A 19,545-nucleotide genomic window follows, 5' to 3' on the forward strand; every position below is an offset into this window, starting at 1 on the left:
TGAATGGGGAGGCAGGAACGACGGTGGCGGAACGGAGCACGGCTGCCGTCGACGTGGCAGACAACAGCGGCGAGGAGTCGCTGACCGCACAGGCGGACCAGTCCACGGCCGACGGGGTGGCCAACAACCGGGAGCGGGACACGGACAGCGACGAGGTACAGGGGAGCGCCGGAACCGAGGACGCGGGCAGGACCTCGCCTCCCGAACTGCACAGTGGCCACAAGCTCGCCAGACGCTACCGCCTCGAGGAATGCGTCACCCGTCTGGACGGGTTCAGCAGTTGGCGTGCCGTGGACGAGAAGCTCCGCCGTGCCGTCGGCGTCCACGTCCTGCCCGCCGACCACGCCCGCGCCCGTTCCGTGCTGGCCGCGGCCCGGTCCTCGGCGCTGCTCGGCGACCCCCGCTTCGTCCAGGTGCTGGACGCCGTGGAGGACAACGACCTCGTCTACGTCGTCCACGAATGGCTCCCCGACGCCACCGAGCTGACCACGCTCCTGGCCTCCGGACCGCTGGAGGTCTACGAGGCGTACCAGATGGTCAGTCAGATCGCCTCCGCCATGGCCGCCGCCCACCGCGAGGGCCTCGCCCATCTGCGTCTGAACCCGAACGCGGTGCTGCGCACGTCCACCGGACAGTGGCGCATCCGCGGGCTCGCCGTGAACGCCGCGCTGCGCGGCATCAGTTCCGACACCCCGCAGCGGACCGACACCGAGGCCATCGGTGCCCTGCTCTACGCCTCGCTCACGCAGCGCTGGCCGTACGAGAGCGACGCCTACGGGCTGTCCGGCCTGCCGAAGGACATCGGTCTGATCCCGCCCGACCAGGTGCGCGCCGGCGTCCACCGCGGCCTGTCCGAACTCGCCATGCGGGCGCTCGCCAACGACGGTGCCACCGCCTCGCGCCATGAGTCCCCGTGCACCACGCCGGAAGAGCTGGTCAAGGTGATCGGCGAGATGCCCCGCATCCGCCCGCCGGAGCCGGCGTTCACCGCACCCCCCGACTACCAGCGCACGACGTACCAGCAGGGCAACTACGGACGTCCTGCCGGTCCTCGTCCCGGCGCCACCCAGCCCGTGCCGGCTCCGCCGCCGCCCCTGCAGAGCCGTACGGGCAAGGCACTGAAGTGGGCCGTCTCGGCCCTGCTGATCGCCGCCCTGGGGCTCGGCAGCTGGCAGCTCGCCGACGCCCTCATGGAGCGCGGCGGCACGGCGGACGACCCGAACCAGACGCAGACGACGGACGAGAACGACAAGGGCGAGCAGAAGCCGAAGCCGGCCAAGCCCCTCGCCGTCCAGGCGGCCCAGGAGTACGTCGCCAAGGGAGAGGCCCAGGCGCCGGGCGACGTGGCCAACACCTACGACGGTGACAGCTCCACGTACTGGCGCACCAAGCGGTACAACGAGGGCCCGACCCTGGCTCCGTACAAGCCGGGCGTCGGCATCGTCTACGACCTCGGCTCCGCCAAGGAGATGTCGACGGCGTCGATAGACCTCCGGTACGCGGGCGATCACACCACGGTGAAGCTGTACGCCACGGACTCGCTCTCCCCTTCCACCGGGATCGACGGTATGAAGGAGATCGGAACCGCCACCACCAGCGGCACCTCTCTCACCGTGAAGGCGTCGAAGCCGGTGAAGACGCAGTACGTGCTGCTGTGGATCACGGCCGTGCCGAACGCACCCGCCGACGGCTACAGCAGCGCCGGCTACAAGCAGGCAGTCACCGACGTCACCTTCAAGGGCTGACGGCCGGGGGAACAGCAGGGGAGGGGGTCCGATGTCCGACGGCACCGCATACGGCAACGTGGACGACCAGGACCTCCTCGCCCGCCACGTGGCGGGAGATCCCGACGCCTTCGGGGAGATCGTCCGCCGTCACCGGGACCGCCTGTGGGCCGTGGCCCTTCGGACGCTCGGGGACCGCGAGGAGGCCGCTGACGCGGTGCAGGACGCCCTCGTCTCCGCCTACCGGGCCGCTCACACCTTCCGCGGCCAGTCGGCCGTCACCACGTGGCTGCACCGCATCACGGTGAACGCCTGCCTCGACCGCGCCCGCAAGGCGGCTTCCCGCAAGACCGCGCCGGTCGAGGACACGGAACGGCTGGAGCAACTGCTGGAGCCGCACGAGTCGGCCTCCGCCCCGGCCGAGCGCAACGACCTCCATCGCCAGCTCGTCGAGGCCCTCGGGACCCTGCCGGCCGACCAGCGAGCCGCTCTCGTCCTCGTCGACATGCAGGGCTACCCGGTCGCCGAGGCCGCCCGCATCCTCGATGTGCCGACCGGCACGATCAAGAGCCGCTGCGCCCGCGGCAGAGCCAGACTCCTGCCGCTCCTCACCCACCTGCGCCCGGACCGGAGCGGCCATGCCGATGAGGCCGCCGGTCCGGCGGACGGCCAGCACCCGGGCGCGGAACGGAACCGGACGCAGGGGGCATCCGTCCCACCCGCAGCGGGGCCGCACCAGACGGGCCCGCCGGGCACCGGGCCGAGCGATTCAGCCACAGTGAAGGGCGGAGGTGGACGAGCGTGACGTCGTCGACGACAGACATGGCCGGGCACCCGGACGTCGCGGAGATCTCCGACCTCGCCGAGGGCCTCCTGCCGCCGTCCCGCACCACGGACGTTCGCCGGCACGTGGACGCCTGTGAGCTGTGTGCCGACGTGTATGCCTCGCTCGAAGAGATCCAGTCACTGCTGGGCGCCGTGCCGGGACCGGCGCGGATGCCGGATGACGTGGCCGACCGCATCGATGCCGCCCTCGCCGCCGAAGCGCAGAGCAGCGCCACAGAAGAAGCAGGAGCGTCCACGTCTCCCGCTCGGAGCGGTCCCGTCTCTCATACGGCCGAGGACGACCATGCGCATGTTTCACGTGAAACATCGGGGGCGGCGGACCGTCCCGCCGGGCGTGCCCGCACGGCAACCACCGGGCCGGGCCGCAAGGAGCGCAGGCGCGGCAGCCGCCGCAGGCTCGCCGCTCTGGGCGCCGTCTTCGCTGCTGCAGCACTGGGGCTCGGATCGGTGATCGTGTCGTCCGTCAACGACGGCACCCCGTCCGACGAGGCGCACAACCAGTCCGCTCCCTCCGACACCTTTTCCGAGGGGCGGCTCAAGGAGCAGGTCACCACCCTGCTCGCCAAGAACGACGACCCCCGGGGCGGGTCCCGGACGCCGGACTTCGGAGCGGAGTCCGAGACGGGACCGGAGAACCGGGTGTTCACCCAGCCCGCCGTCCCCTCGTGTATTCAGAAGGGCATCGGCCGTGGCGACGCGGCGCTCGCCACCGAGGAGGGTGTCTACCAGGGCAAGAAGGCCATGCTCGTGGTCCTGCCCGACGCCTCCGACGCCGGCCGGGTCACCGCCTATATCGTCGAGGCGACCTGTGTGAACCAGGCCTCGCCATCACCGGCGAAGGTGCTGCTCAAGCACTCGTACACGCGGCCCTGATTCCGGACGACACCAGCGCCTGGTCTTCGCGGGAATGCGAGCCCTTTAGGATCCGTTGGGTGGGGTGAGAGCTCTGAGAAGGGCGACCACCGGTCCTGAAGACGCAGTCCAGAGACGAGGAATCCAGCCGTGAGCGACGTCCGTAACGTGATCATCATCGGCTCCGGGCCCGCCGGCTACACGGCGGCGCTCTACACCGCGCGCGCGTCGCTGAAGCCGCTGGTGTTCGAAGGCGCCGTCACCGCCGGTGGCGCGCTGATGAACACCACCGAGGTGGAGAACTTCCCCGGCTTCCAGGACGGCATCATGGGCCCCGAGCTCATGGACAACATGCGCGCCCAGTCCGAGCGCTTCGGTGCCGAGCTGGTCCCGGACGACGTTGTGGCCGCCGACCTGACCGGTGAGATCAAGACCGTCACGGACACCGCGGGCACGGTCCACCGTGCCAAGGCGGTGATCGTCGCCACGGGTTCGCAGCACCGCAAGCTCGGCCTGCCGAACGAGGACGCGCTGTCCGGGCGTGGCGTCTCCTGGTGTGCCACCTGCGACGGGTTCTTCTTCAAGGACCAGGACATCGCTGTGATCGGCGGCGGAGACACCGCGATGGAGGAGGCCACCTTCCTCTCCCGCTTCGCCAAGTCGGTGACGATCGTCCACCGACGGGACACCCTGCGTGCTTCCAAGGCAATGCAGGAGCGTGCCTTCGCCGACCCGAAGATCACCTTCGTCTGGGACAGCGAGGTCGCCGAGATCCAGGGCGACCAGAAGCTCTCCGGCCTGAAGCTGCGCAACGTCAAGACCGGCGAACTCTCGGACCTCCCGGTGACGGGCCTGTTCATCGCGATCGGCCACGACCCGCGCACCGAGCTCTTCAAGGGCCAGCTCGACCTGGACGAGGAGGGCTACCTGAAGGTCGCCGCGCCCTCCACCCGCACCAACGTGACCGGTGTCTTCGGCGCGGGTGATGTGGTGGACCACACCTACCGCCAGGCGATCACCGCGGCCGGCACCGGGTGCTCGGCCGCACTCGACGCCGAGCGCTACCTGGCCGCCCTCTCCGACGAGGACCAGGCCGAGCCCGAGAAGACCGCTGTCTGACCCCCATCCGCCCCACGCACCAACCAGATAAGGAGCCCGCCGTGGCCGGCACCCTGAAGAACGTGACCGACGACTCCTTCGAGCAGGACGTCCTCAAGAACGACAAGCCCGTTCTGGTGGACTTCTGGGCCGCCTGGTGCGGTCCCTGCCGTCAGATCGCACCGTCCCTGGAGGCCATCGCCCAGGAGTACGGCGACAAGATCGAGATCGTCAAGCTGAACATCGACGAGAACCCGGGTACGGCCGCCAAGTACGGCGTCATGTCCATCCCGACCCTGAACGTGTACCAGGGGGGCGAGGTCGCCAAGACGATCGTCGGCGCCAAGCCGAAGGCCGCGATCGTGCGCGACCTGGAGGACTTCATCGCCGAGTAGGCGACCGCGTCCAGGACGCATGTTTCACGTGAAACACGGATGGGCCAACCCGGTGACGGTTGGCCCATCCGTGTTCTCAGCCCAGCCGGTTGCGCTCACAGCGGTCTGAGCGCCGGCTCCTTCTGCACCGCCCCGAGCAGCCGGTCGAGAGCCAGCTCGACGTCTTCCTTCCAGGAGAGCGTGGACCGCAGCTCCAGCCGAAGCCTGGGATGTACCGGATGCGGCCGCACCGTCTTGAAGCCGACGGCCAGCAGATGATCGGCCGGCAGCAGACAAGCGGGTTCCTTCCAGCGGGCGTCCCCGAATGCCTCGATGGCCTTGAAGCCACGGCGCAGCAGATCCTTGGCGACCGTCTGGACCATCACCCGGCCCAGTCCCTGCCCCTGGTAGCCGGGGACGATGAACGCGGTCATCAGCTGCACCGCATCCGGTGAGACGGGACTGGTGGGAAACGCTGTCGAGCGCGGCACATAGGCGGGAGGGGCGTAGAGCACAAAGCCGACCGGCACGTCATCGACATAGACGACCCGGCCGCAGGAGCCCCAGTCCAGCAGGACTGCGGAGATCCAGGCTTCCTTCTCCAGTGCCGGTGTACCGGCCTTCACCGCGGCTTCGCTGCTGACGGGGTCCAGCTCCCAGAAGACACACGAGCGACAGCGCTGGGGAAGGTCCTGAAGGTTGTCCAGCGTGAGCGGTACGAGCCGACGCCCCATGAAGGCTGTTCCTCGCTTCCTTCGCCCGCTGCGTCGCGGGCGGCCGTCAAGGCACTCCGTTCCCTGAGCAGACTGCCGATGAACCCACCGACCGCGCCCAGGCCCAGACCCGCGCTCACCAGTCCGGTGCGGCTCATCGTTCGCATGGTCCCTGCCTCGCTCTCCGAGGGACTGTCAGGTGAATCCGCAATACCCGAACGCATCGTATCCATGATGTGATTCCGCCGATACCGACGAAAAGCAAAGAGCGGGACGTGTCCGGTGCACACCGGACACGTCCCGCTCTGCCACCTACCCGGCGGACGGGGCACCCATCGGTGCCGCGTCTGCCGTCGGCTCAGGAGTCCGCCTCTTCGGCTTCCCCTTCCAGAAGGCTCTTCTGGAGCACCGGGCCCTCGCCGGGAGCGAGGGTGCCGAGGATTCGCTCAAGATCCTCCACAGAGGCGAACTCGACGGTGATCTTGCCCTTCTTCTGGCCCAGGTCGACCTTCACCCGGGTCTCGAAGCGGTCCGAGAGACGTGTCGCCAGTTCGGACAGGGCCGGGGTGACCCGAGCACCGGCCCGGGGTCCCTTGGCCCGCGGCGCCTTCTGCGGCCGCGACCCCATCAGGGTCACGATCTCTTCCACGGACCGTACCGAGAGGCCCTCGGCCACGATCCGATGCGCCAGCCGGTCCTGCTCTTCCGTGTCCTCGACGGAGAGCAGTGCCCGGGCGTGCCCTGCGGAGAGCACTCCGGCCGCGACCCTCTTCTGGACCGCCGAGGAGAGCTTCAGCAGACGCAAGGTGTTGGAGACCTGCGGACGGGACCGGCCGATGCGGTCAGCCAGCTGGTCATGCGTGCAGTTGAAGTCCCTCAGCAGCTGGTCGTAGGCCGCCGCCTCTTCGATCGGGTTGAGCTGGGCCCGGTGCAGGTTCTCCAGGAGGGCGTCCAGGAGGAGCTTCTCGTCCTCCGTCGCCCGCACGATGGCCGGGATCGCCTCCAGTCCCGCCTCGCGGCAGGCACGCCAGCGGCGCTCGCCCATGATGAGCTCGTAGCGCTCGGGGCCCGTCTGCCGGACGACGATCGGCTGGAGAAGACCGACTTCCTTGATCGAGGTGACCAGCTCCGCGAGGGCGTCATCATCGAAGACCTCGCGTGGCTGCCTCGGGTTGGGCGTGATGGCGTCCAGCGGAATCTCGGCGAAGTGGGCGCCCATCGGAGGCGCGGGCGCCTCTGCGAGAGCCTGCTCCGCCGGCTCCTCTGTTTCACGTGAAACCGAGGGCAGTGTCGCCACCTTCGCGGCGGCCACGCCACGGTCGGTCGACAGGCCGGGCACGGCGGTGGGGGACGTCGATCCGACGCTTCCCAGCGCGGCCGAGGCCACCGTCTTCTCCGTCGGGGCAGGGGGAATCAACGCGCCGAGCCCACGGCCCAACCCCCTCCGTCGCTCGCTCACTGGATCCCCTCCACCATGCTCGGATCGTTCTGGGCGCCGATATGGGCGCGCGTGCCGTCGTAGCTGACGCCGACACCCTTCAGTGCGATTTCTCGTGCCGCCTCAAGATAGGAGAGGGCACCGCTCGATCCTGGATCGTAGGTCAGTACCGTCTGCCCATAGCTCGGCGCCTCGGAGATACGGACGGAGCGAGGGATGCTCGTCCGCAGTACCTCGTCGCCGAAGTGGTTGCGCACCTCGTCAGCGACCTGGGACGCAAGCCGCGTCCGGCCGTCGTACATGGTGAGCAGAATGGTCGACACATGCAGCGCGGGGTTGAGGTGCCCCCGCACCAGGTCGACGTTCCGCAGGAGCTGACCCAGCCCCTCCAGCGCGTAGTACTCGCACTGGATCGGGATCAGCACCTCCTGGCCGGCGACGAGTGCGTTCACCGTCAGCAGGCCGAGCGAGGGCGGGCAGTCGATGAGGATGTAGTCCAGCGGCTGCTCGTACGCCTGGATCGCCCGCTGCAGCCGGCTCTCCCGCGCCACCAGGGACACCAGCTCGATCTCCGCACCGGCGAGATCGATGGTGGCGGGGGCACAGAAGAGACCCTCGACGTCAGGGACGGGCTGAACGACCTCCGAGAGAGGCTTGCTCTCGACCAACACGTCGTAGATGGACGGGACTTCGGCGTGGTGGTCGATGCCCAGTGCAGTGGACGCATTCCCCTGGGGGTCGAGGTCCACCACCAGGACTCGGGCGCCGTGCAGGGCCAGTGACGCGGCAAGGTTGACGGTCGTCGTCGTCTTGCCGACACCACCTTTCTGGTTGGCGACCACGATGATGCGGGTCTGCTCGGGCCGTGGCAGACCCTCGCCGGCGCGGCCCAGAGCCTCCACCGCCAGTTGGGCAGCACGACCGATCGGAGTGTCGTCCATCGGAGGCGGTGTTTCACGTGAAACATCCGTCCCCATCGACTCGGTACGGGGACCGGGGACCGGATCGGTCATCGGTCCCGCGATGTTGGCGTCGGACCGCAAGGATTCACTCTCCTCGACTTCAGGCTCGCGATGAACAGAGCCTCCCATGCCTTCGGGGTCGTGAACCAGTGAGGCCTGGTCTTCTGTGGAGAAATCCACCTCTGTGGACAACTCCGCACCCGTTTCGGGGGGCTGAGTGGCCTCGAAAGCAGCCTCGTTTTCCTCTCTGAGGGAGCCGAGAGGCTTTCGGTCGCGGGGTTCGGCCGCAGCGCGGCCGCGACTGATGATGCCGTGCAGCAGTGAGCGACGTTTCACGTGAAACACGATGCACAGCCGCCGAGGCCGAACTGTCGCGACACTCCGGCATGCGTAGGTTTGGAGGCTTGTGTGGAGTACGTCTCGTCGGCAGGACAGATCACTCCGATCAGTCCCGCCGAGCCCTATCCGCGACGGCGCCGCGCCCGCCCCGCCCGGGCCGCCTTCGCCCGTTTGGCCGCGAACCGCACACCGCCGGGGCTCTCCCCGACCTCGACCCGGACGACCGTGGACCTGGGGTCCACGATGCCCTCACCGACGTGAAGGATGGACGTCTCCACAGCACCCAGCTTGCTGAGGGCCGTGGCGGCGCTCTTCAGTTCCTCCTCCGCGGTGTCGCCCTTGAGGGCGAGCATCTCGCCGTACGGGCGCAGCAGCGGAATACCCCAGGTGGCCAGGCGGTCCAGCGGTGCGACGGCGCGGGCGGTCACCACATGCACCGGCGGCAGCTTGCCCATGACCTCCTCGGCCCGGCCCCGCTCGACGGTGACGTGGTCCAGGCCCAGCAGCTCCACGACCTCCGTCAGGAAGGTGGTCCGGCGCAGCAGCGGTTCCAGCAGGGTGATCTTGAGGTCGTCACGCACGAGCGCCAACGGGATCCCGGGCAGTCCGGCACCCGAGCCGACGTCGCACACCGTCACGCCCGCAGGTACCACCTCCGAGAGCACCGCGCAGTTCAGCAGGTGCCGCTCCCACAGCCGGGGCACCTCACGCGGGCCGATCAGGCCGCGCTGCACACCCGCCTCGGCCAGCAGCTCCGCGTAGCGGACCGCATCCGCAAAGCGATCGCCGAACACTTCGCGGGCCTGCTCGGGCGCAGGGGGAAGCTCCGCTGCCTCCGTCACGGGGGAACCGTCCTTCCGTACCGCATCGGCGCGCCGGCGCCGACACCAGAACCACCAGAACTATCAGGCTGACAAAGTTCGGCCCCGCCTGCGCAACAGACGGGGCCGGAGGAGCGCGGGGGACCGGTCAGGCGGGAAGCACGACGACGAAGCGCTGCGGCTCCTCGCCCTCGGACTCACTGCGCAGGCCCGCCGCCTTGATCGCGTCGTGCACGACCTTGCGCTCGAACGGCGTCATGGGCTTCAGCCGCACCGGCTCACCGCTGCTCCTGGCCTCCGCGGCGGCCTTGGCCCCCAGCTCGGACAGCTCGGTGCGCTTCTTGGCGCGGTAGCCCGCGATGTCGAGCATCAGCCGGCTGCGGTCGCCGGTCTCCCGGTGCACAGCCAGGCGGGTGAGCTCCTGCAGGGCCTCCAGCACCTCGCCGTCCCGGCCGACCAGCTTCTGCAGATCACGGCTGCCCGTGTCGCTGATGATCGAGACAGAGGCACGGTCGGCCTCGACGTCCATGTCGATGTCGCCGTCGAGGTCGGCGATGTCGAGCAGACCCTCCAGGTAGTCCGCCGCGATCTCGCCCTCCTGCTCCAGGCGGGTCAGGGTGTCTGCACCCTCGGCAGCGGCGGAGGTGGTGCCTTCCGTCACGGGATGGACTCCTTCTTACTTCTTCGACGGGGACTTGGGCCGCTGCGGGCCCTTGCGCTGACCGGACTGGGCCTTGCTGCGGGCGGCGGAGCCGGGCTTCTGCCCCTTCTTGGCACCGGCCGCCGAACCGCTCGACCCGGAACCGCCGGACCCCGCGGGCTTGCCGCCCTCGGGCTGGTCGGACTTGGTGAGCGAGGTCGGCTCCCCGGCTTCGTTGTCCCCGCCGGCCTTGGTCGCGGTGGACTGGCGCCGGGCCTTGGACTGGCGCTTCGGCTGCTGACGCTTGGGGGCCGTGGCGGTGGCCGTGGTGGCGCCGTCCGCCTGGGCGGCGACCGCGGTCTCGCTCTTCAGGACGGTGCCGTCGCTCTGCGCGGCCAGGCCGGCCTTGTTGAGCCCGTTGATGAACTTGCGCTCGTACTCGTTGCGGTCGCGGCCCTTGTCCACGATCGCCTTGACGATGGCACGCTCGCGCCGGCTGCGGGTCTTGCCGCGGGAGACGACGTGCTTGGTGAGGCGCTCCAGGTAGGCGGCCTGGGCCTTGGAACCCGGCGTCGGGTTGTTGTGGATGATGTACATCTGCTGGCCCATGGTCCACACGTTGGTGGTCAGCCAGTAGACGAGGACACCGACCGGGAAGTTGATGCCGAAGACGGCGAACATGATCGGGAAGACGTACATCAGCATCTTCTGCTGCTGCATGAACGGCGTCTTCACCGTGGTGTCGACGTTCTTCGTCATCAGCTGGCGCTGCGTGTAGAACTGCGACGCCGACATCAGGACGATCATGATGGCGGTGACGACCCGCACGTCGGTGATGGAGGCTTCGAGGGAAGCGACCTTGGACGCGCTGTCGGTGAACTTCGCCGCGAGCGGGGCGCCGAAGATGTGCGCCTTCTGCGCGCTCTCCAGCAGCCGCTCGTTGATCACGCCGATGGTGTCGTTCGACGCGATGCTGTTGAGCACGTGGTACAGGGCGAAGAAGAACGGGGACTGCGCCAGGATGGGAAGACACGAGGAGAGCGGGTTGGTGCCCGTCTCCTTGTAGAGCTTCATCATCTCTTCGGACTGGCGCTGCCGGTCGTTCTTGTAGCGCTCCTGGATCTTCTTCATCTCCGGCTGGAGCGTCTGCATCGCCCGCGTCGCCTTGATCTGCTTCACGAAGAGCGGGATCAGGCAGATGCGGATGAGAATCACCAGGGACACGATGGACAGGCCCCAGGCCCACCCCGTGTCAGGGCCGAAGACGGCGCCGTACACCGAGTGGAACTGGACGATGACCCAGGAGACAGGTGTCGTGATGAAGCTGAAGAGGCTGGCAATCGTGTCCACTAATCATGCTCCTTGGGCATGGGACGAGGTCTCTGCGGCCGGGCTCGAAGCACCTTGGTCTTCGATGGCCGGTTCGGCGGCGGAGGGCCCGCCCTTGCGTGCCCGCCATGCGTCGCGCAGCATTTCGTGCCACCGCGGACGCCTGCGGGGCGGGACATGGTCCACTCCGCCCAGCGACCACGGGTTGCACCGCAGGATGCGCCAGGCCGTGAGTACCGTGCCCTTGACGGCACCGTGCCGGTCGATGGCCGTGTAGCCGTAGTGAGAGCACGACGGGTAGTACTTGCACACCGGCCCCAGCAGCGGACTGATCGTCCACTGGTAGATCTTGATCAGAGCCAGCAGCGGGTACTTCATCGCGCGCCCCCTCCCAGCAGCCGCTGAACGGCGGCGTCCAGGTCTCGGGCCAGCTGTGCATGGTCGGCGTCACCCGCACCGGGCAGCGCTCGTACGACTACCAGGCTACCGGGGGGAAACAGGTCGACCCGGTCGCGCATCAGATGGCGAAGCCTGCGCTTCACCTTGTTGCGCACGACCGCACCGCCGACAGCTTTGCTCACGACGAAACCCGCACGCGTCGGAGGAGCGCTCTCCCCAGGCGCGTGCGGGTCCGTGGCACCGCTACGAAGGTGGACGACGAGGGACGGGCGGCCTGCCCGGCGACCCCGTCGTACCGCGGTCGCGAAGTCCTCGCGCCGCCTCAGCCGGTTCTCGGTGGGCAGCACGACGTCATGACCTGATCGGGATCAGGCGGACAGACGGGCGCGACCCTTGCTGCGGCGGGACGCGAGAATCGCGCGGCCGGCACGGGTGCGCATACGCAGCCGGAAGCCGTGGGTCTTCGCGCGACGACGGTTGTTCGGCTGGAAGGTGCGCTTGCTCACTCGGGGGCTCCAGAAAGAAATCGATGGTGGCGGGGTGCCGTCTTGGCTGTCACCGTGCGCCCACGAGTAGCTCGCGTTACGCCCGTGTGCACCGCTTTCCCGATCACCTGACGCGATCTGTGCCCATCGGAGGCAGGCGGCAGCAGCCATCGACAACTCGACCTGGTTACGGTACGCGGGGCTGCGCCATCCGGTCAAACCCGTGGTCGCCGGGAGACACTTGTCCACAGGCTGGGGACAACAACTTGAACCGCACGGGCCGCCCTGACTACCGTGACTGGACTCCGATTCGTTCCCTTGTCCCGACCCATCTGTTTTCGACCGGTCCCCGATCACACCTTCGAGGGACCCCCGTGAGAGAGCGTGCCCTGTGGCTGACGTACCTGCCGATCTTGCCGCAGTGTGGCCACGCGTACTGGAACAGCTCCTCGGGGAGGGTCGCGGCCAGGGCGTCGAGACCAAGGACGAGCACTGGATCCGGCGCTGCCAGCCGCTGGCGCTGGTGGCCGACACCGCTCTGCTCGCCGTACCGAACGAATTTGCGAAAGGCGTACTGGAGGGCCGCCTCGCGCCGGTCGTGAGCGAGACGCTCAGCCGGGAGTGCGGCCGCCCGATCCGCATCGCGATCACCGTCGACGACTCCGCGGGCGAGCCCCCGGCCCCCGCCCCGTCGCCGCCTCCCGTCCGCCCCCAGCCGCGCTACGAGGAGCCCGAGCTGCCCTCCGCCGGGCAGCAGGGCCGCGAGGACTACGAGAGCTACGACGGCTACGAGGGATACGGCCGCCCGCGCGGCGACCAGCTCCCCTCGGCCCGCCCCGCCTACCCGTCGGAGTACCAGCGCCCCGAGCCCGGCTCCTGGCCGCGACCGGCGCAGCAGGACGACTACGGCTGGCAGCAGCAGCGCCTCGGCTTCCCGGAGCGGGACCCGTACGCGTCGCCGCCCCAGGAGACGTACGGATCGCCGGGGCCGGACTCCTACGGCCCTGCGGCGAAGGACTCCTACGCCCCGCCGCCCGCGCCGGACGCGTACTCCCAGGAGACCTACTCCCAGGACGCGTATTCCCCGGACGGATACCCGCAGAACTACCGGCCGCAGCCGCCGGAGCGCCCCTCCTACGAGGGCCAGCGCCCCGACTACGAGCAGCCGCGCCCCGACTACGACCAGCCCCGCCCGGACTACGACCAGAAGCGCGGCGACTACGAGGCGTCACGCGGCGACTACGAACACCGCGACGCCCGTCGCGAGCTCCCCGAGCCGCAGCCGGGCTCCGGCCATGTGCACCGCGGCGGCCCGGTGGGCCCCGGCCCCGCCACGGGCGCCCCGGGGCCGCTGGCCGCACAGCCCGCGCCGGCGCCCGGCCCGGGGGAGCCGACCGCCCGGCTGAACCCGAAGTACCTCTTCGACACGTTCGTGATCGGCGCCTCCAACCGCTTCGCACACGCGGCGGCGGTCGCCGTCGCGGAGGCGCCGGCGAAGGCGTACAACCCGCTGTTCATCTACGGCGAGTCCGGACTGGGCAAGACCCACCTGCTGCACGCCATCGGGCACTACGCGCGCAGCCTCTACCCCGGCACGCGCGTGCGGTACGTGAGCTCGGAGGAGTTCACCAACGAGTTCATCAACTCCATCCGCGACGGCAAGGGCGACAGCTTCCGCAAGCGCTACCGCGAGATGGACATCCTGCTGGTCGACGACATCCAGTTCCTGGCGGACAAGGAGTCGACGCAGGAGGAGTTCTTCCACACCTTCAACACGCTCCACAACGCCAACAAGCAGATCGTGCTCTCCAGCGACCGGCCGCCCAAGCAGCTGGTCACGCTGGAGGACCGGCTGCGCAACCGTTTCGAGTGGGGCCTGATCACCGACGTCCAGCCGCCCGAACTGGAGACGCGCATCGCGATCCTGCGCAAGAAGGCGGTGCAGGAGCAGCTCAACGCCCCGCCGGAGGTGCTGGAGTTCATCGCCTCCCGGATCTCGCGCAACATCCGCGAGCTGGAGGGCGCGCTGATCCGGGTGACGGCGTTCGCGTCGCTCAATCGTCAGCCGGTGGACCTGGGACTGACGGAGATCGTCCTCAAGGACCTCATCCCGGGCGGCGAGGACTCGACGCCGGAGATCACCTCGACGGCCATCATGAGCGAGACCGCGGACTACTTCGGCCTCACCGTAGAGGACCTGTGCGGCAGCTCGCGCGGCCGCCAGCTCGTGACGGCCCGCCAGATCGCCATGTACCTGTGCCGGGAGCTGACGGACCTGTCCCTGCCGAAGATCGGCGCGCTGTTCGGCGGCCGGGACCACACGACCGTGATGCACGCCGACCGGAAGATCCGCAATCTGATGGCCGAGCGGCGCTCCATCTACAACCAGGTCACCGAGCTCACCAACCGCATCAAGAACGGCTGACGGACGCGGAGCCGGCTTCGTACGACGCCCTGGGCGCCCTCCGGAGGAGATCCGGACGGGCGCCCTTCGTCGTCCCCTGACCCCTGCCTCCAGCCCACGCGGCACCGGCCCACGCGGCACCGTAGGACACCCGCTGTTCGATTTCGGGCCAGGTCACGGCCACTCTCCACAGATTGGGCGACTTTCTTCCGTCCACACCTTGGGGACTGCGAAGTTGTCCCGATCCTGTCCACAGCGCAGGCTGTTGAGGCCCCATCAGGGCAGGTCAGCCCCTTGTGGATTCGTGGACGAACGATCTCCACAGACTGTGGACGACGAGATGGTCCACATGCTGTGCACGAAGTTGTCCACGGGCAACCCACAGGCTGAGGCGGGTTGTCCCCAGCGATCCCCAGGTTCTCCACATGACTGTCCACTGTTCGGCAACCCGACGCGCCTGATCACCGTGTCGAGTGAAAGCGGTCACACGAAGCTGCCGGATCGGGCTGTGGGAAAGACGGGCAAAGCTGGGGACGAGGCTGGGGAGAAGTCGCCCTTCCCTGTGCACGGCGTGTGCAGAACTTTCCGTTCTCCACAGCGACCCCTGGTTGTCCACGGCCGCGGCCCACAGCCCCCGTGGACAAAATTTCCGCGCTGACCTGGGCAAACGCAGTTATCCACGGTATCCACAGGCCCTACTACTACTCCCGACTAGAGAGAGCGAGGAATTCGTTTCGAAGCGGGACCTGTGCACAACTCGCCCTCTCGGGCCCGGCCGCCCCTCGTCACGACTTGACCCCGAAGGGCACCTACTGTCAGTGCGGTGCGTCAGACTGGTCCCCGGTGTCCTTCCCTTCACAGGGGCCGGCGACACCGAGTCAGACGACGAAGGCGAAGCAGGGCGAAGAGCGCCGGCAACAGCAGGAGGCGGCAACGGTGAAGATCCGGGTGGAACGCGACGTACTCGCGGAGGCAGTGGCCTGGGCGGCGCGCAGCCTCCCGGCCCGTCCGCCGGCGCCTGTCCTCGCCGGCCTGCTGCTGAAGGCCGAGGACGGGCAGCTGAGCCTGTCCAGCTTCGACTACGAGGTCTCCGCGCGGGTGTCGGTCGACGCCGAGGTCGAGGAGGAGGGCACGGTCCTCGTCTCCGGCCGCCTGCTGGCCGACATCTCCCGCGCCCTGCCCAACCGGCCGGTGGAGATTTCCACAGACGGTGTACGGGCGACGGTGGTGTGCGGTTCCTCGCGCTTCACCCTCCACACCCTGCCTGTGGAGGAGTACCCCGCCCTGCCGCAGATGCCCAATGCCACGGGCACGGTCCCGGGCGAGGTCTTCTCCGCGGCCGTGCAGCAGGTCGCCATCGCCGCGGGCCGGGACGACACGCTGCCCGTCCTCACCGGTGTGCGCATCGAGATCGAGGGCGACACGGTGACGCTGGCCTCCACCGACCGCTACCGCTTCGCGGTCCGCGAGTTCCTGTGGAAGCCGGAGAACCCGGAGGCCTCGGCGGTCGCCCTGGTGCCCGCCAAGACGCTGCTGGACACGGCCAAGGCGCTGACCAGCGGTGACCAGGTGATCCTGGCGCTGTCCGGCTCGGGCGCGGGCGAGGGCCTGATCGGTTTCGAGGGCGCCGGCCGCCGGACGACCACCCGCCTGCTCGAGGGCGACCTCCCGAAGTACCGCACGCTGTTCCCGACGGAGTTCAACTCGGTCGCCACCATCGAGACCGCCCCCTTCGTGGAGGCCGTCAAGCGCGTGGCCCTGGTCGCCGAGCGCAACACCCCGGTGCGCCTCAGCTTCGAGCAGGGCGTGCTGATCCTGGAGGCGGGCTCCAGCGACGACGCACAGGCTGTGGAAAGGGTCGACGCCCAGCTGGAGGGCGACGACATCTCGATCGCCTTCAACCCGACCTTCCTGCTGGACGGTCTGAGCGCGATCGACTCCCCGGTGGCCCAGCTGTCCTTCACCACGTCCACCAAGCCCGCGCTGCTCAGCGGCAAGCCGGCGGTGGACGCCGAGGCGGACGAGGCCTACAAGTACCTGATCATGCCGGTGCGCCTCAGCGGCTGAGCGACCGCGGCCGGCGGCCGGTACACCCGTCCGCCGGCCCCGCGCCGGCACGGCTTCGGACCCGCGCAGGCACCGTGCAGGCCCCGCACCGGTCCCGTCATCGCCGTCGCCGCCGGTTGTCCACAGGCGAAACCGCAGGTGGGGACGTACGGATGAGCGCGTATGCCCACAGCTGTGCGTGGCCGTCCGGGTTTAGGCTCGGACGCCGGTACGGGAGTGCCTCACGTGCCTCACACGCCACAGCGACCCTAAGGAACGCAACTGATGGAGCTCGGTCTCGTCGGCCTCGGCAAGATGGGCGGCAACATGCGCGAGCGGATCCGCCGCGCGGGCCACACCGTCGTCGGATACGACCGCAACCCGGAACTCGCCGATGTCCACAGCCTGCAAGAGCTTGTGGGCAAGCTCAGCGGCCCGCGCGTGGTCTGGGTGATGGTCCCGGCCGGTGACGCCACCCAGTCGACCATCGACGCGCTCGCCGAACTGCTGGAGCCGGGCGATGTGGTCGTGGACGGCGGGAACTCCCGCTGGACCGACGACGAGAAGCACGCCGAGGAGCTGGCCGCCAAGGGCATAGGTTTCGTCGACTGCGGTGTCTCCGGCGGCGTCTGGGGCCTGGAGAACGGGTACGCGCTGATGTACGGCGGCGACGCCGAGAACGTCGCCAAGGTGCAGCCGATCTTCGACGCGCTGAAGCCCGAGGGCGACTTCGGGTCCGTCCACGCGGGCAAGGTCGGTGCCGGCCACTTCGCGAAGATGGTCCACAACGGCATCGAGTACGCGATGATGCAGGCCTACGCCGAGGGCTGGGAGCTGCTGGAGAAGGCCGACTCCGTGGACAACGTCCGGGAGGTCTTCCGCTCCTGGCAGGAGGGCACGGTCATCCGCTCCTGGCTCCTGGACCTCGCGGTGAACGCGCTGGACGACGACGAGCACCTCGCCGGGCTCCGGGGTTATGCACAGGACTCCGGTGAGGGACGCTGGACCGTGGAGGCCGCGATCGACAACGCGGTGCCGCTGCCGGCGATCACCGCGTCGCTGTTCGCGCGCTTCTCCTCCCGTCAGGAGGACTCGCCGCAGATGAAGATGATCGCCGCGCTGCGCAACCAGTTCGGCGGCCACGCGGTCACGAAGAAGTAGCCCGCGGGCACCGGGAGAGACGGCCCGCGGCACAGGAAAGCAAGCAGGACCCGAAGGTTGGGGAGGTCGGCGAACGACCATGCACGTCACGCATCTGTCGCTGGCCGACTTCCGCTCGTACGCCCGGGTCGAGGTCCCGCTGGACCCGGGCGTCACCGCCTTCGTCGGCCCCAACGGCCAGGGCAAGACCAACCTGGTCGAGGCCGTCGGCTACCTCGCCACCCTCGGCAGCCACCGGGTCTCCTCCGACGCGCCCCTGGTCCGCATGGGGGCCGAACGCGCGGTGATCCGGGCGCAGGTCCGGCAGGGCGAGCGGCAGCAGCTGATCGAGCTGGAGCTGAACCCGGGCAGGGCCAACCGCGCCCGCATCAACCGGTCCTCGCAGGTCAGACCGCGCGACGTGCTCGGCATCGTCCGCACGGTGCTCTTCGCCCCCGAGGATCTCGCCCTGGTCAAGGGCGACCCGGGCGAGCGGCGCCGCTTCCTGGACGAGCTGATCACCGCCCGGTCCCCGCGCATGGCCGGGGTGCGCTCCGACTACGACCGCGTCCTCAAGCAGCGCAACACCCTGCTGAAGTCGGCCGCGCTCGCCCGCCGGCACGGCGGCCGCACGCTGGACCTGTCCACGCTCGACGTCTGGGACCAGCACCTCGCGCGCGCGGGCGCCGAGCTGCTCGCGCAGCGTCTGGACCTGATCAACGCGATCCAGCCGCTGGCCGACAAGGCCTACGAGCAGCTGGCGCCGGGCGGGGGCCCGGTCGCCCTGGAGTACAAGCCGTCGGCGCCCGGCGAGGCGCACACCCGCGAGGACCTGTTCGAGCAGCTGACGGCGGCGCTCGCCGACGCCCGCAAGCAGGAGATCGAGCGCGGGGTCACCCTGGTCGGCCCGCACCGCGACGACCTGCTGCTCAAGCTCGGGCAACTGCCCGCCAAGGGCTACGCCTCCCACGGCGAGTCCTGGTCCTTCGCGCTGGCGCTGCGCCTGGCGTCGTACGACCTGCTCAGGGCGGAGGGCAACGAACCGGTCCTCGTCCTCGACGACGTCTTCGCCGAGCTGGACGCCCGCCGCCGGGAGCGGCTGGCGGAGCTGGTGGCGCCCGGCGAGCAGGTCCTGGTGACGGCCGCGGTCGACGACGACGTGCCGGACGTGCTGGCGGGCGCGCGGTTCCGGGTGGCCGAGGGGACGGTGGAGCGGGTATGAGCCAGAACCCTTCGGACAAGACGCCCGGGCCGTCCGGTGTCGACCTCGCGCGCGTGGCGCTCCGGGCCGCGAAGGAGGCGGCACGCGCGCGTGGGGACGCGGCCCAGCAGAAGAAGCAGGCGCGGCGCGGCGGGCTGCGCTCCGGCGCGCGTGCCGACGGCCGCGACCCCATGGCGCTCGGACCGGCGATCAACCGGCTGATCACCGAGCGCGGCTGGGAGACCCCGGCCGCGGTGGGCGGGGTGATGGGGCGCTGGCCGGAGATCGTCGGCGAGGACGTCGCCAAGCACTGTGTGCCGGAGCGCTACGACGAGGACGAGCGGGTGCTGAGCGTGCGCTGCGACTCCACGGCCTGGGCGACCAACCTGCGGCTGCTGGCACCGACGCTGGTGGCGCGGATCAACGAGGATCTCGGGCACGGCTCGGTGCGCCTGATCAAGGTGCAGGGACCGGGCGGCCCGGCCCGCCGCCACGGCCCGCTGCGCGCCCCCGGCAGCACCGGTCCCGGCGACACCTACGGGTGATCCGGGGCCTTGCGCGCACCCCTTCCGCGCGGGGTGACAGACATCACAGAATCGGGGGGGGGGGGGGGGGGGGGGGGGGGGGGGGGGGGGGGGGGGGGGTGACGAAGAGCGGGGGGGGGGGGGGGGGGGGGGAGGGGGGGGGGGGGGGGTAGGGTCGGGTTCTGAGACCCGAACTGGTTGACGCGCCAC

Annotated in this window: 19 protein-coding genes; 10 read left to right on the plus strand and 9 right to left on the minus strand. The window is 69.6% G+C overall.

What is annotated here, in order from left to right:
• Positions 1-23: 23 nt before the first annotated feature.
• The 5 genes from ACZ45Q_RS22890 (at position 24) to trxA (ending at position 4,915) form a co-directional block, all read left to right on the plus strand.
• A complete protein-coding gene (locus ACZ45Q_RS22890) occupies positions 24-1,745 on the plus strand; it encodes a protein kinase family protein (protein WP_468264366.1) in 1,722 nt (573 codons plus the stop codon).
• 31 nt (positions 1,746-1,776) lie between these two features.
• Entirely contained in the window at positions 1,777-2,529 is a 753-nt protein-coding gene (gene sigM / locus ACZ45Q_RS22895; RefSeq protein WP_468264368.1) for an RNA polymerase sigma factor SigM, read from the plus strand.
• 17 nt (positions 2,530-2,546) lie between these two features.
• Complete coding sequence (locus tag ACZ45Q_RS22900; protein WP_468264435.1) at positions 2,547-3,443, plus strand: anti-sigma factor family protein; 897 nt, start codon at positions 2,547-2,549, stop codon at positions 3,441-3,443.
• 129 nt (positions 3,444-3,572) lie between these two features.
• The gene (gene trxB / locus ACZ45Q_RS22905; RefSeq protein WP_468264369.1) at positions 3,573-4,541 is read left to right on the plus strand and encodes a thioredoxin-disulfide reductase; all 969 of its coding nucleotides are present in this window, start codon (positions 3,573-3,575) and stop codon (positions 4,539-4,541) included.
• A gap of 41 nt (positions 4,542-4,582) precedes the next feature.
• On the plus strand, positions 4,583-4,915 hold the full coding sequence (gene trxA / locus ACZ45Q_RS22910) for a thioredoxin (protein WP_468264370.1): 333 nt from the start codon (positions 4,583-4,585) through the stop codon (positions 4,913-4,915).
• A 95-nt stretch (positions 4,916-5,010) separates the two neighbouring features.
• Here trxA and ACZ45Q_RS22915 read toward each other — a convergent pair whose 3' ends face one another.
• From ACZ45Q_RS22915 to rpmH, 9 genes are all read right to left on the minus strand, one after another.
• Positions 5,011-5,628, minus strand: coding sequence for a GNAT family N-acetyltransferase (locus tag ACZ45Q_RS22915; RefSeq protein ID WP_468264372.1), 618 nt, complete (start codon positions 5,626-5,628; stop codon positions 5,011-5,013).
• Between the two features lie 337 nt (positions 5,629-5,965).
• Positions 5,966-7,066 (minus strand): ParB/RepB/Spo0J family partition protein, encoded by a 1,101-nt coding sequence (locus tag ACZ45Q_RS22920; protein WP_468264374.1) that lies wholly within the window; start codon positions 7,064-7,066, stop codon positions 5,966-5,968.
• Complete coding sequence (locus tag ACZ45Q_RS22925) at positions 7,063-8,136, minus strand: ParA family protein (RefSeq protein WP_468264437.1); 1,074 nt, start codon at positions 8,134-8,136, stop codon at positions 7,063-7,065. Before ACZ45Q_RS22925 ends, ACZ45Q_RS22920 begins: the two co-directional genes overlap by 4 nt.
• Before the next feature lie 332 nt (positions 8,137-8,468).
• Positions 8,469-9,188, minus strand: a complete 720-nt coding sequence (gene rsmG / locus ACZ45Q_RS22930; RefSeq protein ID WP_468264376.1) for a 16S rRNA (guanine(527)-N(7))-methyltransferase RsmG — start codon at positions 9,186-9,188, stop codon at positions 8,469-8,471.
• 127 nt (positions 9,189-9,315) lie between these two features.
• Positions 9,316-9,828 (minus strand): Jag family protein, encoded by a 513-nt coding sequence (locus tag ACZ45Q_RS22935; RefSeq protein WP_468264378.1) that lies wholly within the window; start codon positions 9,826-9,828, stop codon positions 9,316-9,318.
• A 15-nt stretch (positions 9,829-9,843) separates the two neighbouring features.
• Complete coding sequence (yidC, locus tag ACZ45Q_RS22940; RefSeq protein ID WP_468264380.1) at positions 9,844-11,157, minus strand: membrane protein insertase YidC; 1,314 nt, start codon at positions 11,155-11,157, stop codon at positions 9,844-9,846.
• Positions 11,158-11,160: 3 nt separating this feature from the next.
• Positions 11,161-11,514, minus strand: coding sequence for a membrane protein insertion efficiency factor YidD (gene yidD / locus ACZ45Q_RS22945; RefSeq protein ID WP_468264382.1), 354 nt, complete (start codon positions 11,512-11,514; stop codon positions 11,161-11,163).
• Positions 11,511-11,882 (minus strand): ribonuclease P protein component, encoded by a 372-nt coding sequence (rnpA, locus tag ACZ45Q_RS22950; RefSeq protein ID WP_323375921.1) that lies wholly within the window; start codon positions 11,880-11,882, stop codon positions 11,511-11,513. Before rnpA ends, yidD begins: the two co-directional genes overlap by 4 nt.
• Positions 11,883-11,903: 21 nt before the next feature.
• A complete protein-coding gene (rpmH, locus tag ACZ45Q_RS22955; protein ID WP_003956500.1) occupies positions 11,904-12,041 on the minus strand; it encodes a 50S ribosomal protein L34 in 138 nt (45 codons plus the stop codon).
• A gap of 370 nt (positions 12,042-12,411) precedes the next feature.
• Between rpmH and dnaA the strand changes: the two genes are divergently transcribed.
• From dnaA to ACZ45Q_RS22980, 5 genes are all read left to right on the plus strand, one after another.
• On the plus strand, positions 12,412-14,445 hold the full coding sequence (gene dnaA, locus ACZ45Q_RS22960) for a chromosomal replication initiator protein DnaA (protein WP_468264384.1): 2,034 nt from the start codon (positions 12,412-12,414) through the stop codon (positions 14,443-14,445).
• Positions 14,446-15,360: 915 nt separating this feature from the next.
• Positions 15,361-16,491 (plus strand): DNA polymerase III subunit beta, encoded by a 1,131-nt coding sequence (dnaN, locus tag ACZ45Q_RS22965; protein WP_468264386.1) that lies wholly within the window; start codon positions 15,361-15,363, stop codon positions 16,489-16,491.
• 264 nt (positions 16,492-16,755) lie between these two features.
• Complete coding sequence (gene gnd / locus ACZ45Q_RS22970; RefSeq protein WP_468264388.1) at positions 16,756-17,631, plus strand: phosphogluconate dehydrogenase (NAD(+)-dependent, decarboxylating); 876 nt, start codon at positions 16,756-16,758, stop codon at positions 17,629-17,631.
• Positions 17,632-17,710: 79 nt separating this feature from the next.
• Positions 17,711-18,832, plus strand: coding sequence for a DNA replication/repair protein RecF (gene recF / locus ACZ45Q_RS22975; RefSeq protein WP_468264390.1), 1,122 nt, complete (start codon positions 17,711-17,713; stop codon positions 18,830-18,832).
• Entirely contained in the window at positions 18,829-19,356 is a 528-nt protein-coding gene (locus tag ACZ45Q_RS22980; protein WP_468264392.1) for a DciA family protein, read from the plus strand. Before recF ends, ACZ45Q_RS22980 begins: the two co-directional genes overlap by 4 nt.
• The last annotated feature ends 189 nt before the right edge of the window (positions 19,357-19,545 follow it).

The organism is Streptomyces sp. NPDC031049, assembly GCF_055571015.1.